At 46.4% G+C, this 23615-nt stretch carries 26 protein-coding genes; 12 read left to right on the plus strand and 14 right to left on the minus strand.

What is annotated here, in order from left to right; genetic code table 11:
* Nucleotides 1-7: 7 nt before the first annotated feature.
* Nucleotides 8-433: a response regulator gene (locus ACLSU7_RS04895; RefSeq protein ID WP_413294439.1), complete on the minus strand. Its 426-nt coding sequence runs from the start codon at nt 431-433 to the stop codon at nt 8-10.
* 175 nt (nt 434-608) lie between these two features.
* Between ACLSU7_RS04895 and ACLSU7_RS04900 the strand changes: the two genes are divergently transcribed.
* Nucleotides 609-1238 carry a hypothetical protein gene (locus ACLSU7_RS04900; protein ID WP_413294440.1) on the plus strand — a complete coding sequence of 210 codons (630 nt, stop codon included), beginning with the start codon at nt 609-611 and terminating at the stop codon, nt 1236-1238.
* Here the strand turns inward: ACLSU7_RS04900 and ACLSU7_RS04905 are convergent.
* Together ACLSU7_RS04905 and ACLSU7_RS04910 are read right to left on the minus strand one after the other, a co-directional pair.
* A complete protein-coding gene (locus ACLSU7_RS04905) occupies nt 1177-2583 on the minus strand; it encodes a sensor histidine kinase (protein ID WP_413294441.1) in 1407 nt (468 codons plus the stop codon). The two genes, ACLSU7_RS04900 and ACLSU7_RS04905, sit on opposite strands and share 62 nt — an antisense overlap.
* Before the next feature lie 64 nt (nt 2584-2647).
* Nucleotides 2648-3187 carry an adenylate kinase gene (locus tag ACLSU7_RS04910; RefSeq protein ID WP_413294442.1) on the minus strand — a complete coding sequence of 180 codons (540 nt, stop codon included), beginning with the start codon at nt 3185-3187 and terminating at the stop codon, nt 2648-2650.
* A gap of 95 nt (nt 3188-3282) precedes the next feature.
* Here ACLSU7_RS04910 and ACLSU7_RS04915 point away from each other — a divergent pair, with 95 nt between their 5' ends.
* Together ACLSU7_RS04915 and ACLSU7_RS04920 are read left to right on the plus strand one after the other, a co-directional pair.
* Nucleotides 3283-3729 (plus strand): OsmC family protein, encoded by a 447-nt coding sequence (locus ACLSU7_RS04915; RefSeq protein ID WP_413294443.1) that lies wholly within the window; start codon nt 3283-3285, stop codon nt 3727-3729.
* Nucleotides 3730-3733: 4 nt separating this feature from the next.
* Entirely contained in the window at nt 3734-4546 is an 813-nt protein-coding gene (locus ACLSU7_RS04920) for a PPK2 family polyphosphate kinase (RefSeq protein ID WP_413294444.1), read from the plus strand.
* Here the strand turns inward: ACLSU7_RS04920 and ACLSU7_RS04925 are convergent.
* Nucleotides 4543-6147, minus strand: coding sequence for an FAD-dependent oxidoreductase (locus tag ACLSU7_RS04925; protein ID WP_413294445.1), 1605 nt, complete (start codon nt 6145-6147; stop codon nt 4543-4545). The two genes, ACLSU7_RS04920 and ACLSU7_RS04925, sit on opposite strands and share 4 nt — an antisense overlap.
* 211 nt (nt 6148-6358) lie before the next feature.
* Between ACLSU7_RS04925 and ACLSU7_RS04930 the strand changes: the two genes are divergently transcribed.
* Nucleotides 6359-7471, plus strand: a complete 1113-nt coding sequence (locus ACLSU7_RS04930; protein WP_413294446.1) for a GGDEF domain-containing protein — start codon at nt 6359-6361, stop codon at nt 7469-7471.
* 50 nt (nt 7472-7521) lie between these two features.
* Here the strand turns inward: ACLSU7_RS04930 and ACLSU7_RS04935 are convergent, their stop codons facing one another.
* From ACLSU7_RS04935 to ACLSU7_RS04945, 3 genes are all read right to left on the minus strand, one after another.
* The gene (locus ACLSU7_RS04935) at nt 7522-7833 is read right to left on the minus strand and encodes a hypothetical protein (protein WP_413294447.1); all 312 of its coding nucleotides are present in this window, start codon (nt 7831-7833) and stop codon (nt 7522-7524) included.
* Between the two features lie 165 nt (nt 7834-7998).
* Nucleotides 7999-8559, minus strand: a complete 561-nt coding sequence (locus tag ACLSU7_RS04940; RefSeq protein ID WP_413294448.1) for a transposase — start codon at nt 8557-8559, stop codon at nt 7999-8001.
* 535 nt (nt 8560-9094) lie between these two features.
* Entirely contained in the window at nt 9095-9595 is a 501-nt protein-coding gene (locus ACLSU7_RS04945) for a GAF domain-containing protein (RefSeq protein WP_413294449.1), read from the minus strand.
* A 525-nt stretch (nt 9596-10120) separates the two neighbouring features.
* Between ACLSU7_RS04945 and ACLSU7_RS04950 the strand changes: the two genes are divergently transcribed.
* The 5 genes from ACLSU7_RS04950 to ACLSU7_RS04970 all read left to right on the plus strand — a co-directional run bounded on the left by ACLSU7_RS04950 (nt 10121) and on the right by ACLSU7_RS04970 (nt 13794).
* Nucleotides 10121-11056, plus strand: coding sequence for a S8 family peptidase (locus ACLSU7_RS04950; RefSeq protein WP_413294450.1), 936 nt, complete (start codon nt 10121-10123; stop codon nt 11054-11056).
* Between the two features lie 8 nt (nt 11057-11064).
* Complete coding sequence (locus tag ACLSU7_RS04955; protein ID WP_413294451.1) at nt 11065-11751, plus strand: methyltransferase; 687 nt, start codon at nt 11065-11067, stop codon at nt 11749-11751.
* A 67-nt stretch (nt 11752-11818) separates the two neighbouring features.
* Entirely contained in the window at nt 11819-12142 is a 324-nt protein-coding gene (locus ACLSU7_RS04960) for a VOC family protein (RefSeq protein ID WP_413294452.1), read from the plus strand.
* A 144-nt stretch (nt 12143-12286) separates the two neighbouring features.
* On the plus strand, nt 12287-13117 hold the full coding sequence (locus ACLSU7_RS04965; protein WP_413294453.1) for a C1 family peptidase: 831 nt from the start codon (nt 12287-12289) through the stop codon (nt 13115-13117).
* A 14-nt stretch (nt 13118-13131) separates the two neighbouring features.
* Nucleotides 13132-13794 carry an HD domain-containing protein gene (locus ACLSU7_RS04970; RefSeq protein ID WP_413294454.1) on the plus strand — a complete coding sequence of 221 codons (663 nt, stop codon included), beginning with the start codon at nt 13132-13134 and terminating at the stop codon, nt 13792-13794.
* A 13-nt stretch (nt 13795-13807) separates the two neighbouring features.
* On the opposite strand, the gene ACLSU7_RS04975 is transcribed toward ACLSU7_RS04970, so the two are convergent.
* Nucleotides 13808-14488 carry an RluA family pseudouridine synthase gene (locus ACLSU7_RS04975; RefSeq protein ID WP_413294455.1) on the minus strand — a complete coding sequence of 227 codons (681 nt, stop codon included), beginning with the start codon at nt 14486-14488 and terminating at the stop codon, nt 13808-13810.
* A complete protein-coding gene (locus tag ACLSU7_RS04980) occupies nt 14485-15078 on the minus strand; it encodes an RlmE family RNA methyltransferase (protein WP_413294456.1) in 594 nt (197 codons plus the stop codon). The genes ACLSU7_RS04975 and ACLSU7_RS04980 overlap by 4 nt, the downstream gene beginning before the upstream one ends.
* Before the next feature lie 106 nt (nt 15079-15184).
* Here ACLSU7_RS04980 and ACLSU7_RS04985 point away from each other — a divergent pair, with 106 nt between their 5' ends.
* Nucleotides 15185-15385: a hypothetical protein gene (locus ACLSU7_RS04985; RefSeq protein WP_413294457.1), complete on the plus strand. Its 201-nt coding sequence runs from the start codon at nt 15185-15187 to the stop codon at nt 15383-15385.
* Between the two features lie 28 nt (nt 15386-15413).
* Here ACLSU7_RS04985 and ACLSU7_RS04990 read toward each other — a convergent pair whose 3' ends face one another.
* From ACLSU7_RS04990 to ACLSU7_RS05005, 4 genes are all read right to left on the minus strand, one after another.
* On the minus strand, nt 15414-16673 hold the full coding sequence (locus ACLSU7_RS04990; protein WP_413294458.1) for an MFS transporter: 1260 nt from the start codon (nt 16671-16673) through the stop codon (nt 15414-15416).
* Nucleotides 16674-16759: 86 nt separating this feature from the next.
* Nucleotides 16760-16990: a hypothetical protein gene (locus ACLSU7_RS04995; protein ID WP_413294459.1), complete on the minus strand. Its 231-nt coding sequence runs from the start codon at nt 16988-16990 to the stop codon at nt 16760-16762.
* A 118-nt stretch (nt 16991-17108) separates the two neighbouring features.
* Nucleotides 17109-17909 carry an alpha/beta hydrolase gene (locus ACLSU7_RS05000; protein WP_413294460.1) on the minus strand — a complete coding sequence of 267 codons (801 nt, stop codon included), beginning with the start codon at nt 17907-17909 and terminating at the stop codon, nt 17109-17111.
* Between the two features lie 12 nt (nt 17910-17921).
* Complete coding sequence (locus tag ACLSU7_RS05005) at nt 17922-19553, minus strand: ABC-F family ATP-binding cassette domain-containing protein (protein ID WP_413294461.1); 1632 nt, start codon at nt 19551-19553, stop codon at nt 17922-17924.
* Between the two features lie 450 nt (nt 19554-20003).
* Between ACLSU7_RS05005 and ACLSU7_RS05010 the strand changes: the two genes are divergently transcribed.
* Entirely contained in the window at nt 20004-21890 is a 1887-nt protein-coding gene (locus tag ACLSU7_RS05010) for a DEAD/DEAH box helicase (protein ID WP_413294462.1), read from the plus strand.
* A gap of 191 nt (nt 21891-22081) precedes the next feature.
* Nucleotides 22082-22849, plus strand: coding sequence for a hypothetical protein (locus ACLSU7_RS05015; protein ID WP_413294463.1), 768 nt, complete (start codon nt 22082-22084; stop codon nt 22847-22849).
* Between the two features lie 85 nt (nt 22850-22934).
* Here the strand turns inward: ACLSU7_RS05015 and ACLSU7_RS05020 are convergent, their stop codons facing one another.
* Nucleotides 22935-23579 (minus strand): cytochrome b/b6 domain-containing protein, encoded by a 645-nt coding sequence (locus ACLSU7_RS05020; RefSeq protein WP_413294464.1) that lies wholly within the window; start codon nt 23577-23579, stop codon nt 22935-22937.
* Nucleotides 23580-23615 lie beyond the last annotated feature (36 nt).

A 23615-nucleotide genomic window follows, 5' to 3' on the forward strand; every position in this document is an offset into this window, starting at 1 on the left:
TCCTGAACTATTGAAATCCCCGCATAAGATTATTAGAGGACTTTTCCATCTCTCTGCGCATGCCTTCGACCATAATTAATTGAGAAACACGAAGATGTAAAAGCTGGGCGTCGAAAGGCTTTTCGATAATCTCAACGCCTCCCAGCCGCGCAGCCTCTGACTGCAGTTCCAAAGACGGGTTACCAGTTTGTACAATGGCAACGGTGTTCACATTTTTTTCTTTAGCATGGGCGACCAATGCAATACCAAAGCCGCCTTCGATATTTTGATCTGTGACAATAACATCAGGTTGCATGGCCATCAGGATCTCCAGGGCCTTTTCAAAGTTCGTTGTGAATTCAACCCTTTGAAAAAGGTCTTTCAAAGAATCTACGATCATCTCTCCCAGATCTCGATCATCCTCGACCACCAGGAGATTCATTTTCTGCGGCATATGTTGCATCCTTTAAGGAGTATACACATTAGATTGATCTGAACACTTTCACTTTGCAACCGGAGTACAAATGGATTTTAACAAAATGCTATTCGCGGAAAAAAGTAAATTGAACGAGCATGTTTTGATACACTGGATTCGGTCCTCTCAAACCCCCTTATCGTTTGCACCCGCGATGAGCTTTTTCGTTTTGGGATTCAAGGATTTGCTCTTAAATCTTGAGTATCCTCAAGCCACCACCACTTTGGAAAAAGCTGTCAACCATCACTGCAAGGAAGACCTCGAACACTGGCAGCTTTTTCTGGAAGATCTGGAGACCATGAATGTCGGTCAAAGTGCGTGGGGAACGAAGACCACCACCGCCCTTCGCCAGATTTGGTCAAACGATAACTGGCGCGTGCGCCAAGCGACCTACAAACTTATGTCGTTAACTTTTCAGAAAACCAGTCCCGGCGTAAAACTGTTGATGATCGAGTGTTTGGAATTGGCATTCGCTGTGTTTATTGAAGCCGTTCGCTCCTCGGATTCACACTCCCCGGAAGCTTTAAAATATTTTGGCGATCACCACTTTTTTGAAGAGGCAAGTCATGCCCAGGGTAGCTGGATTGATGAAACCCATCAGCTGGATTTGAATGAGTTAGAATTATCAGAAGAGGAATCCAAAGTGGCTGCGATGATTGTCCTGGAAGTTTTTGAGTGGTTCCATTTGATGTTTACATCCTGGTACAAACAGCGCGCGATATTTACAACCCCATCTCCCGTCGTTCCGAAAGAATCGGCTGCTGCACAACCAAAGGAAATCTGACTCGCATACAAACACCCACGGTGCGCGCGAAGGCAGGATCTTTGTAACTAGTTTTAAATTCGATGCGCCCATTCATCATATCCACATAGGCCTTCACCAAAGGAAGGCCAAATCCTGTTCCCTTTTCGTTATGAAGCCCCATGCGCGTGGTCGCACCACTGAAAGAAAATATTTTTGGTGCAATGTTTGCAGGAATTCCGATCCCAAAATCAATCACCTCAATGTTCACGCAGCGAAAATCATCAGTAAATCTGATAACAATCTCCTCACCCCGAGGAGAAAATTTTATCGCATTGCTGATCAGATTTCCGATAATCTGTGCTTGTAGCAACTGGGGATCAATCATGACCGAGGATCGTGGATTTTTACGTTCGTCGATAAAGCGCACGGTTAAGTTTTGCGCCGCCAATTGTTCAGCATAATATTGAACAGCATTGTGGACCGCTATGGCCGGATCTGCGACCTTTAAATCCAGGTTTTTTTTACCCGACGAGACTGCCTGAAGCTCCCGCACCTTTTCAATTGTCGTCATAATATAGCGAAGAGATTTGCTAAGCCTTTGCATAACCGGTGAATCGCCGTCTTCAATTTTATTTAAAGACATCATGGCCGTGGTCACCGGGGTTGCCAAGTCATGTACCAAAATGGAAATCAAAGCCTTGTTTCGGTTGTCCAAATCCACCAGCTCTTTGGTTTGCTTGGTCACTTCGTTTTGCAGCCTTCCACTATACTCCGCCGCCAACTGCCATAACAAAAAGCTCGGAAAAAAGATCGAAAAGGCAAATGTTAAAAGAAAGGCAAAAGTAAATCCAAACACGGCACCGGTTTCACTTTGGCGTAAAAACGGATAGTCCAGATAGTGAATAGCTAATAATACCAGGAGTAGTGCCAGAATTTTAAAACCTTTGGTGTCTCCCCGAGACTCCCGGGCACTGCGTGCTTTCCAAGCGGCCACCAGCAAGGGCATTGCAATCGCAATCGCTGAAAATATCGAGGCAAAGCGGAAGGACTGTGTCAGACGTAAAGTAACAAGTCCCAAGATCACTAAGGTTACGGGGATCGTGTAAACCCACGAGCGCCGATCAGGTTTCACCAAAAGAGCGGAAGTGATCTCGTAATACACCCAACTGGCCAAGACATAAAAACTGAAAGCCAAAAGCATACTGTAATCGTAGCCCACAAACTGGCTTTGCAAAAAAAAGTTAATCGAGGTGATCACCCAACTTAAAGTGATATAACCAAAAATACGATTCCCATGGATGTACCAAAGGGCGGCGGAAGTTAGGACGTTCACCAGCATAGTGCCGGAAAAAACCAAGACAACGATGTATAAGTTTGGGCTCATAGCACAAGTGTACGCGTGAGAAACGCGGCGCCCAAATAAATTCAAAATTCCTTAAATAGAGATGTCAAAGACCACCGTCAACAAAACCATATTGGGAAATACGTTTTAGTTGAGAAAGATTACTAATCACGACGACTTTTCCTTGATGCTGATTACGATTCAAAATCCGCAGGAGCTCAGGTCTCATCAAGCGGTGGACGTTGCCGATTGTTTTATAAAGTTTCATGGTATGTTCCCAGGAAAGTTCAGAACAGCCGGGAGGCAATTCCTTTCGTGGTGACCAGAGGTTTTGAATTTGTCGTTTTGTCGCCCACCAATAGTGACGCCACAACGGAAAATCGATCAGCACTATTTTATCTGCCAGCTGAAAACGTTTTTCGATGATATCCAATGGACCATATCCGTCGATGATCCAGGCCTCTTGATTTTGGATCTCTGTTAAAAGTGCAATGGACTCTTTGTGGGGGCGAATCTTCATGCCCTCCACGAACTGTATCGAATCCACATGGGTGATAGGAAGCTGATAAAGTTTTGCCAAACGGCGAGCGAGCACCGTTTTACCCGCTCCCGCATTTCCTATCACTGCAATTTTTCGAGGTGACACCGACATAGATTGATCTTTAACAAATAAATAAGGCAGCGGTCAACGTCTCCCCCATTCCCTCCTATCCTTTGAGGATCACTAGAGGAGGTTTAGTTATGGAAAGAAAAGCATCGGTTCAATGGAAGGGCAATATTCAACAAGGTCTGGGCGAGATTTCCACTGAAAGTGGCGTTCTCAATAAAACACCCTATTCTTTTGGTCGTCGCTTCGGGACTGAAAAGGGAACAAATCCTGAGGAACTGATCGCGGCCGCCCACTCCTCTTGTTTTGCGATGGCTTTTACTGCAGCCTTAGGCCAAAAAGGTTTCACTCCTGATACCATAAACGTTAACGCTGCCGTTAGTATCGAAAAAAATGGCAGTGACTGGGTCATCACACATTCAAATTTGGTTCTGCGCGCGAAGATTCCCGGTATTGATCAAAACCAATTTAAAACCATCGCTGAAGATGCCAAGAACAATTGCCCGGTTTCTCGCTTGCTTGACACCGAGATTTCTTTGGATGCGAGCCTTGACGAAAGCGAAATGCGCGCAGCACACTAAATAGATGATTAAAGAAAAGCATTTTTACCCGAAGACAAAAAACTTGGCCAAGGTTTCGACTGGCGAAGCCAAGGACGTTTCCAAAAAAGCTTTGAAGTCAGAGTTTGAAGTGATCAGCGAAAAGCTGGGTCGAGTGCAAGAGCTGATTTTTGCAGAAGCAAAGCACAAGGTTTTGATCATCTTACAGGGGCTGGATACTTCGGGTAAGGATGGCACTGTTAAACATGTTTTTTCAGCGACCAATCCTCAGGGCTTGCGGGTCGTTTCCTTTAAAAGACCTACCGAATTAGAACTGCGCCATGATTATTTATGGCGCATTCACAAGCAGACCCCAGAGCGGGGCGAGATGGTGATCTTTAATCGCAGTCACTACGAAGATTTGATCATGCCTTTGGTTCATAAAACTCTTTCGCTGAAAGAGATCAGAGATCGCATTGCCGACGTCAATGCCTTTGAAAAAATGCTGGTACGAGAAGGCGTCACAGTTTTAAAGTTTTTCCTGCACATCAGCCGGAAAGAACAAGCCTCACGACTTCGTGAACGTATCGAAAATCCAGAAAAGCATTGGAAGTTTGAACTAAGCGACCTCGCCGAACGTCGTCACTGGAATGATTATCAAAAAGCGTATGGTGAAGTACTTCAAAGCACTCACCATGAAGACCGACCCTGGTTTATTGTCCCGGGGGACGATAAGAACTTACGAAATCTGATCATCTCCACCATTTTACTGGAAAGACTGGAAAAATTAAAACCGGTCCTTCCCGCGTTTGACGGAAAGACTCTGGCAAAAATAAAAAAAGAACTCAAAGACCTTTAGGGACTTGGCTCAAAGTAATTTGGCAAAGGTCTTTGCGGTTTTTTCAAGTGATGTTCGTAATCGGTGATAAGTTCTTCCACCTTGCGATAGTCTATTCGTTGTAACGCCTGCTCCACCTTGAGGTTTTCAAGATCTCGTCCGACCGTCATAAACGCGGCGACACGATCATCTTCATAATAAATCACCGCGAAATCATCTTTTCCCGGATCTCCCAAAAGTTCCATGCGATCAAAGCGATCAGAAAAGCCTATATAACAAACTATTTTGTCATACTGCTGAGTCCAGAAGAACGGAACATCCTGATATTTATTGCGAGCGCCAAGCATATTGCATGCAACAACCTGCCCATGGCGTTCAGCGACTTCCCAATGCTCAACCCGAATGGGACGAAGACTGCGGGGATCGGGCCAGCGTGCGATGTCCCCCGCGGCATAAATGCCGGGAATGCTGGTTTCTAAGTAATCATTCACTAAGACACCCTGCTCGATTTCACAACCCGCTTGTCGTGCCAGGGCTAGATTCGGTTTTATACCCACCCCTACAACCACGAAATCACAAGCAACGATGGAGCCATCGTCAAGGATGACAGAGTCATCTTTGACTTCCTTCACCGTACGTCCCAAATGAAAATGCACTCCATGAGATTCATGGGCCTTTTTAAGATAGCTTCCCACGTGAATCCCTAAAGTCTTCATCAGGGGCATTTCTTCGGGGGCAATGACGTGCACATCGATTCCTCTTTGTTTTAAGGAAGCCGCGACTTCTAATCCAATAAATCCGGCACCTACGACGGCCACGGATTTCGATTCACCACACTTTTGAATAATGCGACGACAATCTTTGAGCGTGCGAAGCATAAAAACATTTTTATTCTCAATTCCGACAATAGGTGGGGCAATCGGTTCCCCCCCTGTGGCGAGTAGGAGTTTATCGAAATAAAGAGTGCGACCATCTGACAACTCGACCGCCTTTTGATCCACGTCGATCTCGATAGCGGAAACATTGAGGTTCAACTGAACCTTATTGTTTTCAAAAAAACTGCTCTTGATGATTGGCAGCCACTCTTCGGGAGCATTTCCCGCTAAGTAGTCCTTGGACAAATTGGGACGATCATATGGAAGTGAATCATCGTGACTGACCATTTGGATGGTGCCCGCAAAACCTTGGCGACGCAGCATCACAGCACAAGCGGTTCCCGCTGCTCCCGCTCCAATGATCACGATATGCTGACTTTCGGTTCCTCGCAAAACCGGGCGCGGAATGGTTTTTTTGCCCGTGACGAAAATCTTTTCATCGCGCACCTCCGTACTCCAACAAGAAAGCGGCACTAACGCTGGAGCCTTTTCTGCCTCCCCCGTTTTCACATTAAAACTGGAATGATGCCAAGGACAATGAATGTGATGCCCTGCCAGGAGTCCTTGATTGAGGGGGCCCCCATAGTGCGTGCAATTCGCGCCCACCGCATACACTTCGCCCTCCACTTTTACCATAAGAACAGCTTTATCTCCCACATGTCCCAGCAAAGTTTCTCCATCTTTCAGAGCTTCGACTGAAACACCTTTGGTAAAATCAGGGCCGGAAACCTGCGCACTTGTTCCCATGAAGTGACTCCTTTTTTGTCAGTTCCAGAATACTTTAGACTTGTTGTTGGAAGGACTTGAGCAAAGCTTCACATCGTTGCGAAAAAGCACCAACCAGACCTGTCTCATTGTGAGAATCTGCCGGACCAGCGTCGGGAAATCGTTAATATTCGGCTCGTATTTTCCGAAAAAGGAATGATGATTTTTATTGCAGTGTAAGCGGAGGCGGAAATTGAAACAGTGGATGAAAAAGCTGGTTGATCAGTTGGACATGGACTGGGGTTCTGATGCTCACTCGAAAACCAAGAGTGACCATAAGCCCACGTTATCCGAAGACCGCGCAACATTGTTGTACATCCTGGATGTTTATAACAAGAATCTGTTCGAAGTTCAAAACCACTCGATTCGCAAAGTGCGTGCGAAGCTGGACACCGTTGCCAAAGAGCTTATGACTTTGGAAGGTGAAGAACTGGAAAGTGCTTTGTTCCGTTTCCGTCAGTTTATTTCAAGCTATCGTATTGATGAAACGACTTATGTCCAAAACACCTTTGATGATTTTAAACGCATCATCTGGGACTTTGCTGACAACTTGGGTGAAGAGGTCGCGGCCGAAGCTACCTCCGAAGGCCAAGTGAACAACAGCTTAGCCCAACTGCGTGAAGCGGTAGAATCCAATTCCATCGAAGACTTGCGTGCGAAATCCCGCGAGTTCATCGATTTTTATTTAAAACATCAAACGTCTTCAAACGAACGCCGCTCAAAACGCATGGAAACGGTGAAGAAAAGCCTTTCCACCGTTAAAAAGCAGTTAATGGAAGCGAATCGCACAATGCGCTCGGACCATTTAACAGGCGCGCACAACCGTAAGAGTTTTGATGAGCAGGTTAAACGCTACATCCAAATCAATCAGCTCGATCACGATCCCGTGACGATGTTGCTATTTGATATCGACTTCTTTAAAAAAATCAACGATGCCTACGGCCACGATATCGGCGACTTCGTGCTACAACAATGCGTGCGCCTGCTTCAAGAAAGCTTCGCTCGCGAGGAAGACTTCGTAGCGCGTTTGGGTGGTGAAGAATTCGCCGTGATCCTCCCAGGCTGCAACACCCAACAAGCCATCAAAATGGTCGACGACTGCATGGCAAAGATCCGCAAAGAAGTATTCGTCCACGGCAATCTAGAAATCCGCTTCACTGTTTCATTAGGAATAGCCCAACTAGAAGCAGGCGAAACACCCGACGGCTGGTACAAAAGAGTCGACGAAGCTCTGTACGCCTCAAAACAAACGGGCCGCAACAAATACACCGTCGCCAACCCACCCGGAATCAAAAGAGTCGCCTAACCGCGGCTCTTTTTTTTACTTTTCTCCTTCGAACTCCCGAAGAGCTTTACTCAATATTTCCAAAGTTCCGGGTTCCGAAGTCTCTTCAGCTCAACTCCGCAGCTCAGCTTCTCTTCTCTTCTCTTCTCTTCTCTTCTCTTCTCTTCTCTTCTCTTCTCTTCTCTTCTCTTCTCTTCTCTTCTCTTCTCCTCTCCTCTCTTCTCCTCTCCTCTCCTCTCCTCTCTTCTCCTCTCCTCTCCTCTCTTCTCTTCTCCTCTCCTCTCCTCTCCTCTCTTCTCCTCTCTTCTCCTCTCCTCTCCTCTCTTCTCCTCTCTTCTCCTCTCTTCTCCACTCCCTCCGCGGCCAAGTATCTCGCGATCCAAGCAATTGCCATTCAAGCGTTTGCCATTCAAGCGTTTGCCATTCAAGCGTTTGCCGTCTAGCATTCGCCCATTCAATTTTCTCTCATTCTATTTTCTCCACTCAATTTTCTTCACACAATTTTCGCCAACTGAAAATTAGCCGAATTCCAAGCGGCGTTGCCGGCGTCAAATCCATAACTCCCGCATTTGTTCCTGAGTAAGCCCGCGCAACCGCGACTTGGAATAAGGTCGCCCTAAAACTTCTAATTCATTCAATTGAATATAATCGCGCACCACAAGGTAAGGCTTATATCCCCTAATAACCCGCGAAAACGGTCGATATTTCCAAACCTTAGGTCCCTCCCCCTTCCGACTGAAGGTATCGGTCAACACCTGCGCAAACTGCCCCGCCAACACCCGAAAGAAACTCTGCAACGAAGTCCTACGATGCGCCCGAACAAGTAAATGGATATGATCGTTCTGAACCGACGCCTGTTCGACTCTGACGAAAAATTTGAACGAATACTTCTTCAACAACATATTTATCAAAGCAAATGTCCGAGGATGCCGAAGCCCACGCTTTACTGCCGATTTATTAACTTTGAAAACCAAATGAAGAGGATCTTTACTCGAAAGAGGTCGCACCCCTCGCCCCCGAGAAGATTTACGAAGTGCTCCACCATGGCAGTAACGATACTGCCAATGAACCTGAAGCGCAGAAAATGTTTGTTGTGAAGAAAGTTTCATCGAGTCTCCCTCATTGGAGAGTACCCATGACCGATACCCCCAACGAGGAAAACAAAAGTGCAATATCGCGACTTACTTATTTTGCACCAGAGTTGAATTTCAGTTGAACACGAACCGAATACCGGACGAACGAACCGTAAGTGGATAGTCTGTATGTCGGTCGGTCGGTCGGTCGGTTGGTTGGTTGGTTGGTTGAAAAGATCGATTGATGTTGATTGATTGATTGATTGATTGATTGATTGATTGATTGATTGATTGGTGGATGGATGGATGATGGATGATGGATGATGGACGGAATCAAATGTCGCAATCAACTGCAAACTGAAGAGAGATGTATGTATAGTAGAATGTTTGTCGGTTTGCAGTGCGACGAAAGAGTCGAAACAAATGACTTAAATTGCTGTTGTCGTTGTTGTTGTCGCCGTTTCCGTAATAGACAGCCAGCAATCTATGCACAGATTCCTAACAATTTGGCCGCTTCTTGCGCCGTAAGAAGCGCATTAGGTCTTACCGCCGCCGCAAAACTCGAACCCTTCTATGCGAAGGTGGCAGGCCAGACAGTTTTCTCGATTAAGATTTTGCAGAGTTCTGATAGACCCGCAACATCCGCCTGATCAAAGCGATTCATAAGAGGCGAATCAATATCCAGCACACCCAAAAGACGATCTCCCAAAACTAAAGGAATCACGACCTCACTGCGCGAACGAGCATCACAGGCAATATGCCCTGGAAACAAATGAACATCCGGCACCAACTGAGTCTGAAGCGACTGCGCCGCCGTCCCACAAACACCCTTGCCCATCGCGATACGGGTACAAGCCGGCAGACCTTGAAATGAAGAAAGCAAAAGCTCCCCGCCGTGATTCAAATAAAACCCAACCCAATTAATCTCCGGCAAATGCTGATTCAAAAGAGCCGAAAAATTAGCCAAATTAACAAACCACTCCCGCTCCGCAAGCCCCAGGGCCTCGGAATGAATCTCTTTATAAAACTTAACTTTATCCTGATAAGAAATCCGAACAGTAGATGCTTCCATAACCATCGTTCTAGCACACCCCTCCCTTAAACATAAAAACTTTTATAAGGATAAATAAGCTATCCAACAAAAAACCCTAAGTTCCAATGAACAACATAATCACAAAATTTGAAGCCGAAGGGAGCAGATGAGTTGGGCACAGCCGACTGGGGATGCCCATGCAGCGACCTCCGTGGGCGCCACGATGGCGCGCACCCGCCAAAGGCGGGCCACGGCTGAGCCACGATAGCGTGTCGCGAAGTGAGCAACCCCAGGCGGATGGGACCAAGGCAGCGGCTCCCTTCGGCTTCAAATCCCCGCGATAAACACTGTTCCATCATAAGCAAAACCAGGGGTAGAAAAGGACGAACTTATAAACCCCTGTATAAAAGTTGTCTATGTATGTCGCCTTTTAGACACCTGAAACCCTCTCAGACCCTGTATAGCGATTTCTAAACACAAGTGACAAATCTCCATCTGAGACCCCATTAGATTTATTTATACCTGGCCCGCCGAATGCAATGTCCCTCCATACCGGGGGCAGACATGAGATCACTTAACTTAATACAGAAATCATTCTTTGGAATTCTCTCAGCGACACCATTTCTATGGTCTTCCGTTGCTCAGCCCCGCACCACAGATCCCGAGAAGGACATTGTGATTGCGATTATCGATACAGGTATTGATGTGAACCACCCCCTGATTAAAGACAACTTGTGGGTGAACCCGAAAGAAAAAACCAATGGCTTAGATAACGATGGCAACGGATATGCCGGGGACCTCCATGGATGGAATTTTGTTTCCGAAAATAGCGATGTCAGCGACAGTCACGGGCATGGCACTCATATCGCGGGGATTATTCGCCAAAGAACTCTCTCGTCCAGAGTGAAATTCATGGTTCTTAAATATTACGATCCTGAACAAAGTGGCCGAGTCAATTTGCTCAATACCGTTCGTGCAATTCGGTATGCGATCAAAATGAAGGCCGATATTATCAACTACTCCGGCGGCGGGGACACACGCAGTGCTCTGGAAGAGCAGGCTATCCGTGAAGCTCAAGAGAAAGGAATTCTCTTTGTCGCTGCCGCCGGGAATGACGGTCGTAACACTGATAAAATGGGTTACTATCCAGCCGGCTACAATCTCAAGAATATTATCTCGGTGGCGGCGATGGATTCAGATCGTCATCTCATCGACAGCAGTAACTATGGATCAAAAAGTGTAGATATCGCGGCCCCGGGCAAGAACGTATACTCTTCCCTGCCCGGAGGCCAATTTGGATTGATGACCGGTACCTCTCAGGCAACAGCTTGGGTGACAGGACTTGCAGCAGCACTCATGTTGCAAAATCCATCCTTGCGCGATCCTGAACTGATTAAATTAAAGTTAGAAACTGAAGGTATCCGCGATCAATCCTTGGCGGGGAAATTGAAATCAAACGTCAGGATTACCGCTTTACAGAATGATATCTCGAGCCTATAACGAGTTTATTGAGCAAGATTGATTTCAACCCTGACGGGCCCTTTCCACTGATCACCGATGATGAGCACACGTACCAGGAAGCTCAGGAACATGCTGTCGTCGTTGATGAGTGGTTAGGATTTAAGACCGCGGAAATTGAACACGCTTTGCTCAAATCCCAAGACTATAATGTTCAAGCGGATGAAAATATTCCGGTGAATTTTTGGCGGGGACTTCCAGTTCAGGCTCTGCAGACTCCTTATACCGAAATTAGACATATTTTGGATTTATTGAAACCTCAAGACGGCCATCACATCGTGGATCTTGGATGTGGGTATGGTCGCATGGCGTTTGTGGTGGGCAAACATTATCCCGGAGTGAAATTCACCGGGTACGAACTGGTGGCCGAGCGCGTGAATGAAGGAAATCGAATCTTGAAAAAGTTCGACTACCCTCTCGCCGCTATTAAAACCCAAGATCTGACGGATCCCCAGTTTGTACCGGTCTTAGCGGACCATTACTTTATTTTTGATTTCGGAAGCGCGCCTGCGGTTGATAAAACCTTGGAAGACTTAAGGCATATCGCACAAAAGCGCAGCATCCAGGTCGTGGCCAGAGGACGTTACATCCGCCACCGTATTTTCCAGTCTCATCCTTGGCTTTCTGAAATAAACGAGCCTCAAGTCTTTGATCATTTCACAATCTTTCGTTCTTAACATTGCCACCAGGCAAGTGAATAAGACTGGTCTTGTTCAGCCCTGAACCGTGGCGGAAAATAGCCCTATGGAAAACTTCATTCAAAGACCCGAGGCATTGAATCGTTGGTACGAAGAGAAACTTCATCTCCACCGTGATCTCAACGGCGGGTTCATGGAAGAGCATTTTCAGGAGAATGAAGATTTGCCTGAAACCACCATCTTTCGCATTCAAAATCTCGCTCCACTGATTGGCTCTTTGGCTGAGGCCGGAGTTCGCATCATTGATTATGTCGATGAAAATGAGAGAGGAAAATTCGCTTGGATCTATGATCCTGATGGACACAAAATCGCCCTTTGGCAGCCCTGGGACGAGTCTCAAAGCATTATCAATCTTCCGGAGCCCGAATAAAAACGACGTGCTAATTCCTTAAACACACTGGTAATAATTATCTTCACAAATGTGATTTCCCTCGTGAGTACCCCCTCAGTTCGCTGTGATCTGGCAGCAAGTTTGCAAAATCACTCGGCGATTATTTAAAGCGAAGGAACTAAAATGACATTTGTGACCCGTACTCTGTTTTTCACAGCCGCTTTGCTCTGCTCCGTTTACGTGAAAGATGCGAAGGCCGAGGAAAAACTTTTAACTCACTTACAAACTCCGGTAAAAGATCAGGAACGACGCAACACCTGCGCCTTTTTCGCCGTATCTGCATTGGTGGAAAGCACTTTCAAGACGCTGACTGGTGAAGATTATGACATCTCCGAAGAATACGAAATCTTCCGCCATAAAATTATCAATTCTTGGCGCCCAGAAGTTGAATTCGGAAATACTTACGACATTTTGGCAAGCCTACAGAATGATCTTTATCTGTATGAAGAGGATCAACTTCCTTATCAGAAAGAAAGCCCCGACTTCACAAAACCTTTCACTTCTTCTCAAACGTCCTTTTATGATTTACGTCAGAAAAGAATTCCACGCGTTAGCTATAGAAGTCTGAAATTCAAGCAGTTAAACAGAATGCACACATCACGTTCCTGGACAGAACTTGTGATAGATCAAATAAAAGAAAATAGATCTGTTGTCGTCACACTGAATGTGGCTGTGCCGCATATCAATGATGCCAAAGGCACTGTTAAGATGGATAAAAAAATTCTTGAGCAGTGTAATAAAGGCGAAATTACATGTGCGGGTCACGCCGTATTGCTGGTTGGATACAACACAGAATTAAAAGCCTTTATGTTTAAAAATTCCTGGGGACCAAATTGGGGTGACAGAGGATATGGCTACGTGACTTTTGACCATGTCAATGAGTTCTCAGATCAATTCCTGGTAGCGTATTTTGACAAGTTTACTGCTCCTTCCGTGAAACGTGTGAACCCGTAATTCAAAATAAAGAGATGGAAGTCATGAATCAAAGGCAGCCAGAATTTGACGAAAAGAAATGGTTCCATCTCTTTAAAAACAAAGCCCGTGTGCTTTATCCCAGTTCCGATCCTGCACACGATTTTCTGCACATTCAACGTGTGGTGAACACTGCCAAAAGTTTATGCGAAGCGGAGAATGGTCGCTGGGAAGTGGTCATGCCCGCCGCTTTCTTCCATGATTTTATCAATGTTCCAAAAGGCGATCCTCGCCGACCCTATGCTTCAGCCCTTTCCGGGGAAGCAACGATTGAGTACCTTAAATCCGTGGATTATCCCGAAGAGTATTTCGAAGATATTCGTCATGCCATTGAAGCCCACAGTTACAGCGCTAATATTAAACCCACCACGCTTGAGGCTAAGATCGTCCAGGATGCAGATCGCCTGGATTCGCTGGGTGCCATCGGGATTGCCCGTTGTTTTGCGACGACCTCGCTTATGAGCCGTCCTTTTTATGCGGAAGAAGATCCTTGGGCCGAAAAGCGTGACTTGGATGACAAGAATTATGGCATCGATCATTTCTATCAAAAACTATTTAAATTGATAGATCACTTAAACACCGACACTGCTAAAAAAGAGGCCGAACACCGAGTGGCTTTCATCAAATCTTATCTGGCGCAGATAAAGCGCGAGATCTAATTTTGGATATAGATTATTTGGAAAGCTGGATTATAGGAGGCAGCTCAAGCTCCTGCGCTCCAGGGGCTTTGCTAAAATCGATTTTGTAAGCGCGGAGGGCGATCGCAGCTTTACTGTCGCTCGGAATTTTTGATCCATATAAAGCGTCGCCCACAATCGGAAACCCATGGCGGCTTAAATCAAAACGCAATTGATGGGAACGTCCCGTCACCGGTTGTAAATCCCACTGCAAAAATCCCGCAGGATTCGTTCCCAGATACTCTGCCAGAGTTAAAGAGTCCTTACCCTCAGGGCTTTCAAAAGCACGACGCTTGCCACGCAAGATGCGCGATTTCCATTCGAACTTTTGCCCGGCTACGACTGCGAATTTTTCGCGGGAGTTTTTAACGTTCGGCGGAATGTGGGAAAAATCCTGTACCGTCGTTATTGCGCGATAGGTTTTACTGACTTGCTTATGTTCAAACCAGGCATTGGCTTTACGATGAGCTTCGGCAGACTTTGCGTACATCACCAGACCAGAAACTTCAAAATCCAGACGATGCACGGGATAGATTTGCAATCCCAAGTGCTTTTGCAGAGAGATCCCCAGGCAATTGCGTTCGTCTTCAGCTCCCATGCGACTGGGCGTGGATAACACTCCTGATGGCTTATCGCAGATCACGAAATGGGAGTTTTCAAAAACAATTTGAATCATTTTTTATTAAGACCGATCAAAAAGATTTCTTTGGAAATCTTGCGAGTGGAATCGGGTTTCATCACTTCGCACTTAGCAAAGGACTTTTTGATTTCATCGCGAAGCTTGGCGAAATCATCACTGTGAAAGAGCTTACAAACAAAGTGACCGTCTTTGCGCAAAAACCTGCGAGCCACGTCGAGCGCCAACTCACACAATTCCATGGAACGAGCTTGGTCGGTCATACGGATGCCCGTGGTTTTAGGTGCCATATCCGACATCACGATATCAAAGGGAGGATTAAAACCATGCTCTTGAAAGATTTCTTCCAAGTTCAAATCACGAAGGTCTGCTTGAATGAACACCGCGTTTGGCAGTTTCACGGTCACGGGGCTTAAATCCACTCCCAACACGCGCCCTTTTGGTCCGACCACTTTGGAAGCGTACTGTGACCAGGAACCTGGTGAGGCTCCCAAATCCAAGACCGTCTGACCGCTGCCTTTAAAAATTTTGTATTTCTTGTCGATCTCTTCAAGCTTGAAAACAGAACGAGCGGCAAAGCCCTCTTCTTTTGCTTTTTTAAAGTATCTATCGCGTGGATTGTAAGTCATATCGAAGGTTTATGTCGTGTTCAGGGGGTAAAGTCCATTATTAAATTTCACATTCCCTTTTGAGCCTGAATGGACTAGAAAAGATACATTCTTTGGAGGCCCGCACATGGAACTCATTCTTAGCATGAGCATTTTCTTCGTTATCATCACCATGATCTTTGTGGCCGTTGCCGTCTTTTTACCGGAATGGATGGGAATCACGGGCAAAAAAGCCAAAAAAATCATCGAAGAACAGCAGTCGACCCATTCCGAGCAGCATTCAGCTTCCTCAGACGAATCCAAAGCTGACGACGACCAAAAACACTAGTCATCAGCTTCGTTTACTTTAAAGAGCACTATGCGTGCTCCTTAGGCTCCTTGACCATACTCAACAATCCCCCACCCACCACAAACAGCAGTAATAAACCGACCATTCCCAAGCGCGAGTTCCCCGTCAGCGTGACCGTAAAAGCGACAATCAACGGTCCCAGAATGGATGCAAATCGTCCCACTAAATTGAATAAACCAAAGTACTCACCACTTTGATGTTTCGGCGCCATTTTTCCAAACAGAGAACGACTTAAAGACTGCACGCCCCCTTGAACCATCCCGATAATCACCGCCAGCAAATAGAAATGCCAAGCTTCTTTCATCCACATGGCGGCCACGACAGTGATGGAGTAAATTCCAATGCATAACAAAATCGGCGCTTTTGTGCCGAATCTTTTAGTAACTGTTCCAAAGTAGTAAGCACACGGAAAACCGATAAACTGAGTGATTAAGATCGCGGCGATCAAGTCTTTTGATCCAAGGCCAATCGACATCCCATAATCGACCGCCATAGTCATCACAGTATAAACGCCATCGATATACAACCAGTAAGCCACCATGAAAATCAGGAGGTTGCGCTCTTTAAAAATCAACTCTTTGAATGTTGCCTGCAAAGTCAAAATACTGCGATTAGTAAGCTTCCAAACATTATCATTAGAAATTTCAACAGTGGGCTCCGGAACGTTGCGTGCCAATGGAATCGAAAATACAAACCACCACACCGCGACGGTCATAAATGAAATCTGTACCGCTTGAGTTCCGTCTCGTAATCCGAACCACTCGGGATTTAAGTGCATCAGAACATTCACCAGCAACAGAACTCCTCCGCCCAAATACCCTAGCGAGTATCCAAGTGAAGACACATAGTCCATTTCTTTGGGTTCTGCCACAAATGGCATGAGGGATTCATAGAACACGCAGCTGGCATTGAACGCCATCATCGCAATTCCGTATGCCAAAATCGCATTCAACCAATCGCCAGCGGGAATGAAAGTCATCCAACCACATGCCACGACGCCGATGAACATAAATGCCAAACAGAAAAGCTTTTTTAAGCCCTTTAAATCAGCTACAACTCCCAGTGTGGGACTTAGAAACGCGACCACTAAACTTGAAATAGAAATTGCAGTGCCTAAACGCGCAGTAGAAACCGTAGCTTCCACTCCTTGGCTCCAATAGACTTTAAAAAAGACGGGAAAGAACACCGCCATCACTGTGGTGGAGTAAGTGCTATTCGCCCAATCATACAGTGCCCAACTAAGGATTTTCTTTTTGCGATTTTCCATAGCAAAAGAAGATCATAGTTTCCTATGAAATGGGAACCCACATCGTGTCAAAAAAAAGGCCCGCTGAAGAGCGAGCCTAAGGATTGTTATTCTTTTTCGCGTGCTATTTCATTAACCTTCCTGGCACCGAATTCGTGATACATATTCACTCCACCGATCACGGTCAGAATCAGACCGATCACGACATAAGCTATCACGGCTTTGCGATTTTGATTAAAGACGTAACTGAAGGCTCCTGTAATCACAATCAGTGGCCCCAGCACTACCATGGACGAAACAATCTGACGGAGTGCGAACACTCCCAGTTCAGAACTCATAACCCCCGCCTACGTTCAAGATTTGGTTATATATTTTCTGTAATCTTCGATTTTCTGTAGAACTTATCGGCAGGACTTATGTCAGCTTAAGTGAAATTAATCATATTTACCGTCGCAATTACGCCTCATACAGGGACAACAGAGTCGACGGTTTTGAGACGATCGTAAGATGATTTAAACCCTTCTCTAAAACGACGCGAGAGGCGATTCCTTCAAAGATCTCGACGTGGCGAGACCCAATGACCACCTCGTCTCTGTCCCCCGTCGCGATACTCAGGGAAACGTTTTCTTTTTGAAGACGAAATAACAAATCTTCAGGAACCACGGCCGCTCGAACAAATTCAGGGCTGTAGTGGGTTTTTTCCTCGCCGGATTTAAAGATCTCGGGGTAATTGACGTTGATACCTTCGCCGTCTTTATCCATAAAAATCCAGCCGCCCAAATCAGGTGTCAGCGCATGAAAAGATTCCGGCAAATAAGGCGCGAGTGCCACAAACTTTGAAAACTGCTTTCCAACATCCGAAGCCGCTACTCTTAAGGTAAAGCCGCCTCCCAGAGAATGCCCAGAGAGAATCATGTTCTTGACTGAAAATTTCATTTTCAAATGGATGATCAGTTCTTCCAGGTCAATTTCCAGTTGATTGGCAGGAATGATATCCGAAGCCCCAAGGCTTGCACCATGGCAGCGAAAATCAGGAGTCACTACTTGAGCAATCCCAGCTTTGGCAAGAGCGCTCGCCAAAGCACACAGGTAACGGCTGTCACCGCCAACACCGTGATACAAAATCACCAGATTTTCCGAACGTGTGGGATAGAATCGATAAGAGAGGACGTCTTTTTGACGGGTGCGAAAAGATTCCTGCGGAGCCAGACGGTCCACAGGAATTTTAAAATCGCGCAAATCAAAAGCGAGCTTCATGATTTGTCAGCCTTATTTTCCGGCTGCTTCTAACTTCTTTTTATGGATGTAGTAATCGTAGTCACCTTCGTAGATGCGCAGTTGATTTTTATCAACTTCGAACACACGAGTTGTCACTTCACGCAAGAAGTGGCGATCATGCGATACGATCATCACAGTGCCAGGAAACTGTTTGATAGCGTCGAGCAAAACTTCACGGGACACGATGTCCAAGTGATTCGTCGGCTCATCCAGAATCAAAAGATTCACAGGTTGCGCCAAGATTGTCGCCAAGACCACGCGGGACTTCTCTCCCCCGGAAAGAATCGAAATTTTCTTTTCAGCTTCTTCGCCGGAGAACTTAAAGGCACCCAATAAAGAGCGCACAGTTCCCATACCAGCTGTCGGCATGCGTGAATGAACTTCATCCACGATTGTCATCTTAGGATCCAAAACATCCAAAGAGTTCTGAGAGAAGTAACCCAGATTGATGGAAGCACCCAAAGCACATGTTCCCGCTGTTGGTTCCACTTCACCCGCGATAATTTTAAGCAAAGTTGATTTACCCGCACCGTTCACGCCGACAACCGCAATGCGATCCATGCGTTTAACCAGGGCTTGGGCACCCGAGAAGACGTGTTTCTCTTTGCCGTCATCGCGTTTCCAAACTTTGGAAAGTCCTTCGAAACGCACAACCTCGTCACCACCACGTGGTGGCACTGGCCATACGAATTTGATTTCAGATTCCTCTTCAGGAATTTCAATACGATCAATTTTTTCTAATTTTTTAACACGGGATTGAACTTGAGCCGCATGGGAGGCACGGGCTGCAAAGCGAGCAATGAACTCTTCTTCTTTCGCCAACATTTCTTCCTGACGTTTGGCTGCCGCGATCAATTGTTCCTTACGGATGTCGCGCTCTTTTTCATAGAAGTCGTAGTTACCACCGTAGACTGTGATCGTTTTATTCGCGATCTCGACGATTTTACCCACAATGCGATTCATGAAGTCACGATCATGCGACGTCATCAAAATCGCGCCCTTGAAATTCACCAGCCACTCTTCAAGCCAGATGATGGATTCCACGTCCAAGTGATTCGTCGGCTCGTCCATCAGCAAAACTTGCGGATTCAAAACCAGGATTTTCGCCAAAGCGATACGCATTTTCCAACCGCCAGAAAAACTCTCTGTCGGACGGTGATAGTCATCAGGACCAATACCCAGACCGGTCAGGATCTCAGCTGCACGGGATTCAAGATCGTAGCCACCCAGGCGTTCGAACTCCCCCTGCATTTCCCCATAGACTTCAAGGATCTTCATCATTTCATCTGGATCCAAATCAGGGTCCGAAAGCTTTGCTTCGTACTCCTGCATTTTCACCTGCATGTTGCCGATATTGCCGATCGCGGATTTTACTTCTTCGATGGCAGATCTGCCACGCATGTCTTCGATATTTTGAGAGAAGTAACCGATCACAGTTTTATCGGATTTAGAAACTGTTCCGTCGTAACCTTCCTCCCCCGTGATGATGCGGAAGATAGTGGTTTTACCCGTACCATTCAAACCGACCAGGCCGATTTTCTCGCCGTCGTTGATTTGGAATGAACCGTTACGATAGAGAACTTTGTTCCCCTGCTGCTTTGTGATATTGGATAAATGAATCATGGTCCCCTGTATATCGCGATTTTTCGCCAGATGCGCCAAAATTTTTAATTATTTACAGCGAAGGAGCAACGACGGGCTCCCTGCCAGGAATTTAGGCAACTCCAAAAGTATATCTGAAATTTAGAGATTCATCAGAACTGCGAAGTCCAAGCCCCCCTGAAGGTCGCGCCCGAGGCTGGTCTTGAGAGTGAGTGCCAGAATGGAATCACCTATCGCGAGTGCCACTTAGATACTTCAATACCTCGAGAAGCTCTATAATCGCAGCGAGCGATGTAAGTGTCTGAAATACTCTCAGTTTCTGCAAATAGTTCATTATTCTTACAGAGCTGGAATATATCCTGAGCTTTTACCCTTAACATCGTGTATCTTGCGCCATTCCTAGAGCATATACCAATACCCCAAACGAATTTGGCCCTTTGGTTAAGTGCTCCACTAACTGAAAGGCTACTCGTGACTCCTCCTTTAACTACTGTCGATACATTTGAAAGCTTTGGTCTTAGCGCTCCGTTGATGGACGCGATGAAAGACATGGGCTTCTCAACTCCGACGCCCATTCAAAAACAAGCTATTCCTTTGCTATTAGGCGGTGCGAACGATTTTATCGGTCTCGCTTCTACAGGTACTGGTAAAACTGCTGCGTTCGGTATTCCTCTTATCGAAAATCTAGATGCAACCATCAAAGACACTCAAGCACTTGTTCTTTCTCCAACACGTGAGTTGGCGTTGCAAGTGGCTGAGCAATTGGCTTTGCTTGGTAAGAAAAAAGGCATCCGCGTAGTCACAATCTACGGTGGTGCTTCTTACCGCACACAAATCGACGGTATCAAACGTGGCGCCCACATCGTGGTTGCGACTCCGGGCCGTTTGGTTGATTTCCTAGAGCAAAAAATGATCAAGCTTTCCAAGGTTCAAACTGTGATCCTGGACGAAGCTGACGAAATGCTTTCTATGGGTTTCAAAGACGCTTTGGATTTCATTTTGTCTGCGACTCACCCGGATGACGCTGCTTCTAACGAGCGCGCAGCGTGCAGAACTTGGTTGTTCTCTGCAACAATGTCGACTGAAGTTCGTCGTATCACTGAAAAATATTTGGAAAATCCAGAGACAGTGGCTGTGAACAAAGTGGGCTCTACTGCTGACACTATCGAGCAAATTTACTACACAGTTAAAAACATGCACAAAACAGAGGTGATCTCTCGCTTGTTGCAAACGGCTCCAGAATTCTACGGTATTATCTTCTGCCAGACTAAAATGGAAGTTGCTGAATTGGCAGATATTTTGACTCAACGTGGTTTCCCAGCAGATTCTTTGCATGGTGATAAATCCCAGCAAGAGCGTGAAGCGACATTGAAGAAATTCAAAGCTCGCGCCGTAAAAGTGATCGTGGCAACAGACGTTGCGGCTCGTGGTCTTGATATCAAAGACCTTACTCACGTGATCAATCACTCTTTGCCATGGGATGCTGAATCTTATGTTCACCGTATCGGCCGTACAGGTCGTAACGGTTCCAAAGGTGTGGCGATCACTCTTGTGAACTCTGATCAATTGACTCTTCTTCGCCGTGTGATGAACACGACGAAAGCAACTTTCACTAAAGGTGTTGTACCTTCAGCTGATGAAGTGGCGGGTCTTAAAATCAAAAACGTATTGGATAAAGTGGGCGCGATGAAAGAGGAAGACACTTCCCTTCAATTGGCTGCTGATTTGATCCAAGACTTGGTTCAAGCTGATGACATCAACTTCAAAGATCTTTCTAAAGAAGACCTGCTAGCACGCTTTATCGTGGCGTACTTCCCAGATGTCTTCGTTAAAAAAGATTTGATCCTGGATTACATGGGCGACCGTATCCCTCGCGAATTGTTGCCTCGTGATCCTAATAACAACCGCTTCACGGCTAACCGTGATGGTGGTGACCGTGGTGGCTACCGCAATGACCGCCCTCGTACAGGTGGTGGATTCCGTGGCAACCGTGGTGGTTTCCGCAGCAACCGTTCTGATGATAGCGATCGTCCTCGTTTCAACGATGGCGGTTATCAAAATGACGGACCAAGCAGAGGTGCAAGTGCTCCTCGCCGTTCTGGTGGCGCAAGCGCAAGCTTCCGCGGCAACAGCGATGCAGGTGGCGAACAACGTGCTGAACGTGGTTCCAGCGCACGCACTGAGCGCTATGACCGTGAAGAAGGCCGTGGCAACCGCGCACCTGCTGGTGACAACGGTGGCGGCGAGCGTTCTTTCCGCAAGCGTTCATTCAGCAGCGACCGCGGTTCAGATCACCCAGGGATCAAAAGATCTCGCCCAGGTGGCGGTTCTTCAGCTCCCCGTCGTTTCCGTGATTAATTAGATATTTCCAAGTCAATATGTGGGCGACTTCGAGGGTCGGTGAGCAATCACCGACCCTTTGTTTTTGTGACTCCAAGGGACCGGTAACGCAAAGTTTGTCGGTGTCTCAAACTTAGACAGCCCTTCTCGAACCTCGCGCTCATACGATCCTGTTTAGGGTGGCATTTTCTCTGCAAATGAATCCAAACATGAAAAGTTTGAACACAAAAACTATCATTCTAGCAGCCTCCCTTTTAACTTCCTTTATGGGAACAACAGTTTATGCCCAAGCTTCGACGTTCAAAGCGACTACGATTGTGGATCGTAAGTTTGAGCGCACAGAAACCAGCGAAGAAGAAGCTGCCGCTCAAGACGTTGCCGATGCTTTGGCGATCCTGGATGCTGACAAGGCTTGCAGCAAGTTTGCTACCCAAAATGGCTTGGGTAAATATGGTGAGGAAATAAAACGTGCCTTCCAGGGTAATACGTTTGATAGCTTACTTCAGGGAACGGCGGATCTTAGAAAAGTCTGTCCTCGTTTTGATCAGATGAGAAATGACGAAAAAGTGGAACTCTACACTGTCATTTTAGGAGGCATGGCTTTCTATGAAAGCACTTGCCGCGAATACGTCAAAGCTCAGGGACCCAACGGAACTCTTTTTGGATTTTTCCAACTTCATAAAGGTAAAGAACCCGATTACGATGAGGGCCGTGTTTGCCGTCCCGGGGATTCAAATCCACAAAATGGTCGCATGATGCAATGTACATTGTCGACCTTGAACCGCTACGTTGAGATCAGCAACAAGCTGTTTCCAAACAGAGGCAATGGGGAAACATACTGGGAGACTTTGCAAAATAACGCCAAACCCAAGCAACATGTTCCGACGGTTCTTCGCAGCCATATTCGTGCGAACAAAGCTAATGGTGCCAGTTTGATAAAAATCGCCATTCGCGACTATTGCGGTCCAAATAAATAATCTATGAATCTAAAACGCAAAAAGGCTGTCTCCAAGACAGCCTTTTTTATTTGAACTTTCACTTTAAGTTCTCTTGCGAAGTCCTTTACTCCCCACCGTTGATCATGTCGGAGGTGATGCCTTTGTCACCACGGTTTTCAGCGATGAAGACGCCAGCGATATGACCTACCACGAAGACGACGAAGAACCACATGAGCCATTCATGCACTTCTTTAAGGAAGCTTGTTAGATCCTTGGCAAGACCCAGATCTTTCTTGAAGTACAAAAGAATTCCGGAAAGCACCATATACAAAGTGATCAAATAGAAAAGGGCGTAACTTGATTTCACCAAGGTGTAGTGAACCGCACCGATACGGGTTTCTTTAGGTACTTGGGAAAGACCCGCTGCACTTTGAACTGCGTGAGTCGCTGGGCATTTTTTAACCACAAACAGACCGATCAAAATACGACCGACCAACAACGCTCCTAAGGCAAAGCCGATCCAGTAATGCCACTGCCACATCACATCGCGAAGTGCTTTGGCGATAGACTCTGCCACTTCCGGAGTTACGCTGCCTGCGCCTTCTTCCACTTTGGTTTTGATAAAGGCGGCATTCGTGCGCCAGCTTAAAAAGGTTTTGCGCAAAAGCACCGTTCCCAGCAACGCCAGTATTGCCAAAGCGTTTAACCAGTGCCACCAGCGCAGGCTGGCAGGTTGGTACTTTTTAAAGCTATAGTTAGATTCTTTCATAAATAGCCGACTCCTTCAGGGAAGAAGTCGACCATA

The organism is Bdellovibrio sp. HCB185ZH (assembly GCF_047302455.1).
Taxonomy (GTDB): domain Bacteria; phylum Bdellovibrionota; class Bdellovibrionia; order Bdellovibrionales; family Bdellovibrionaceae; genus Bdellovibrio.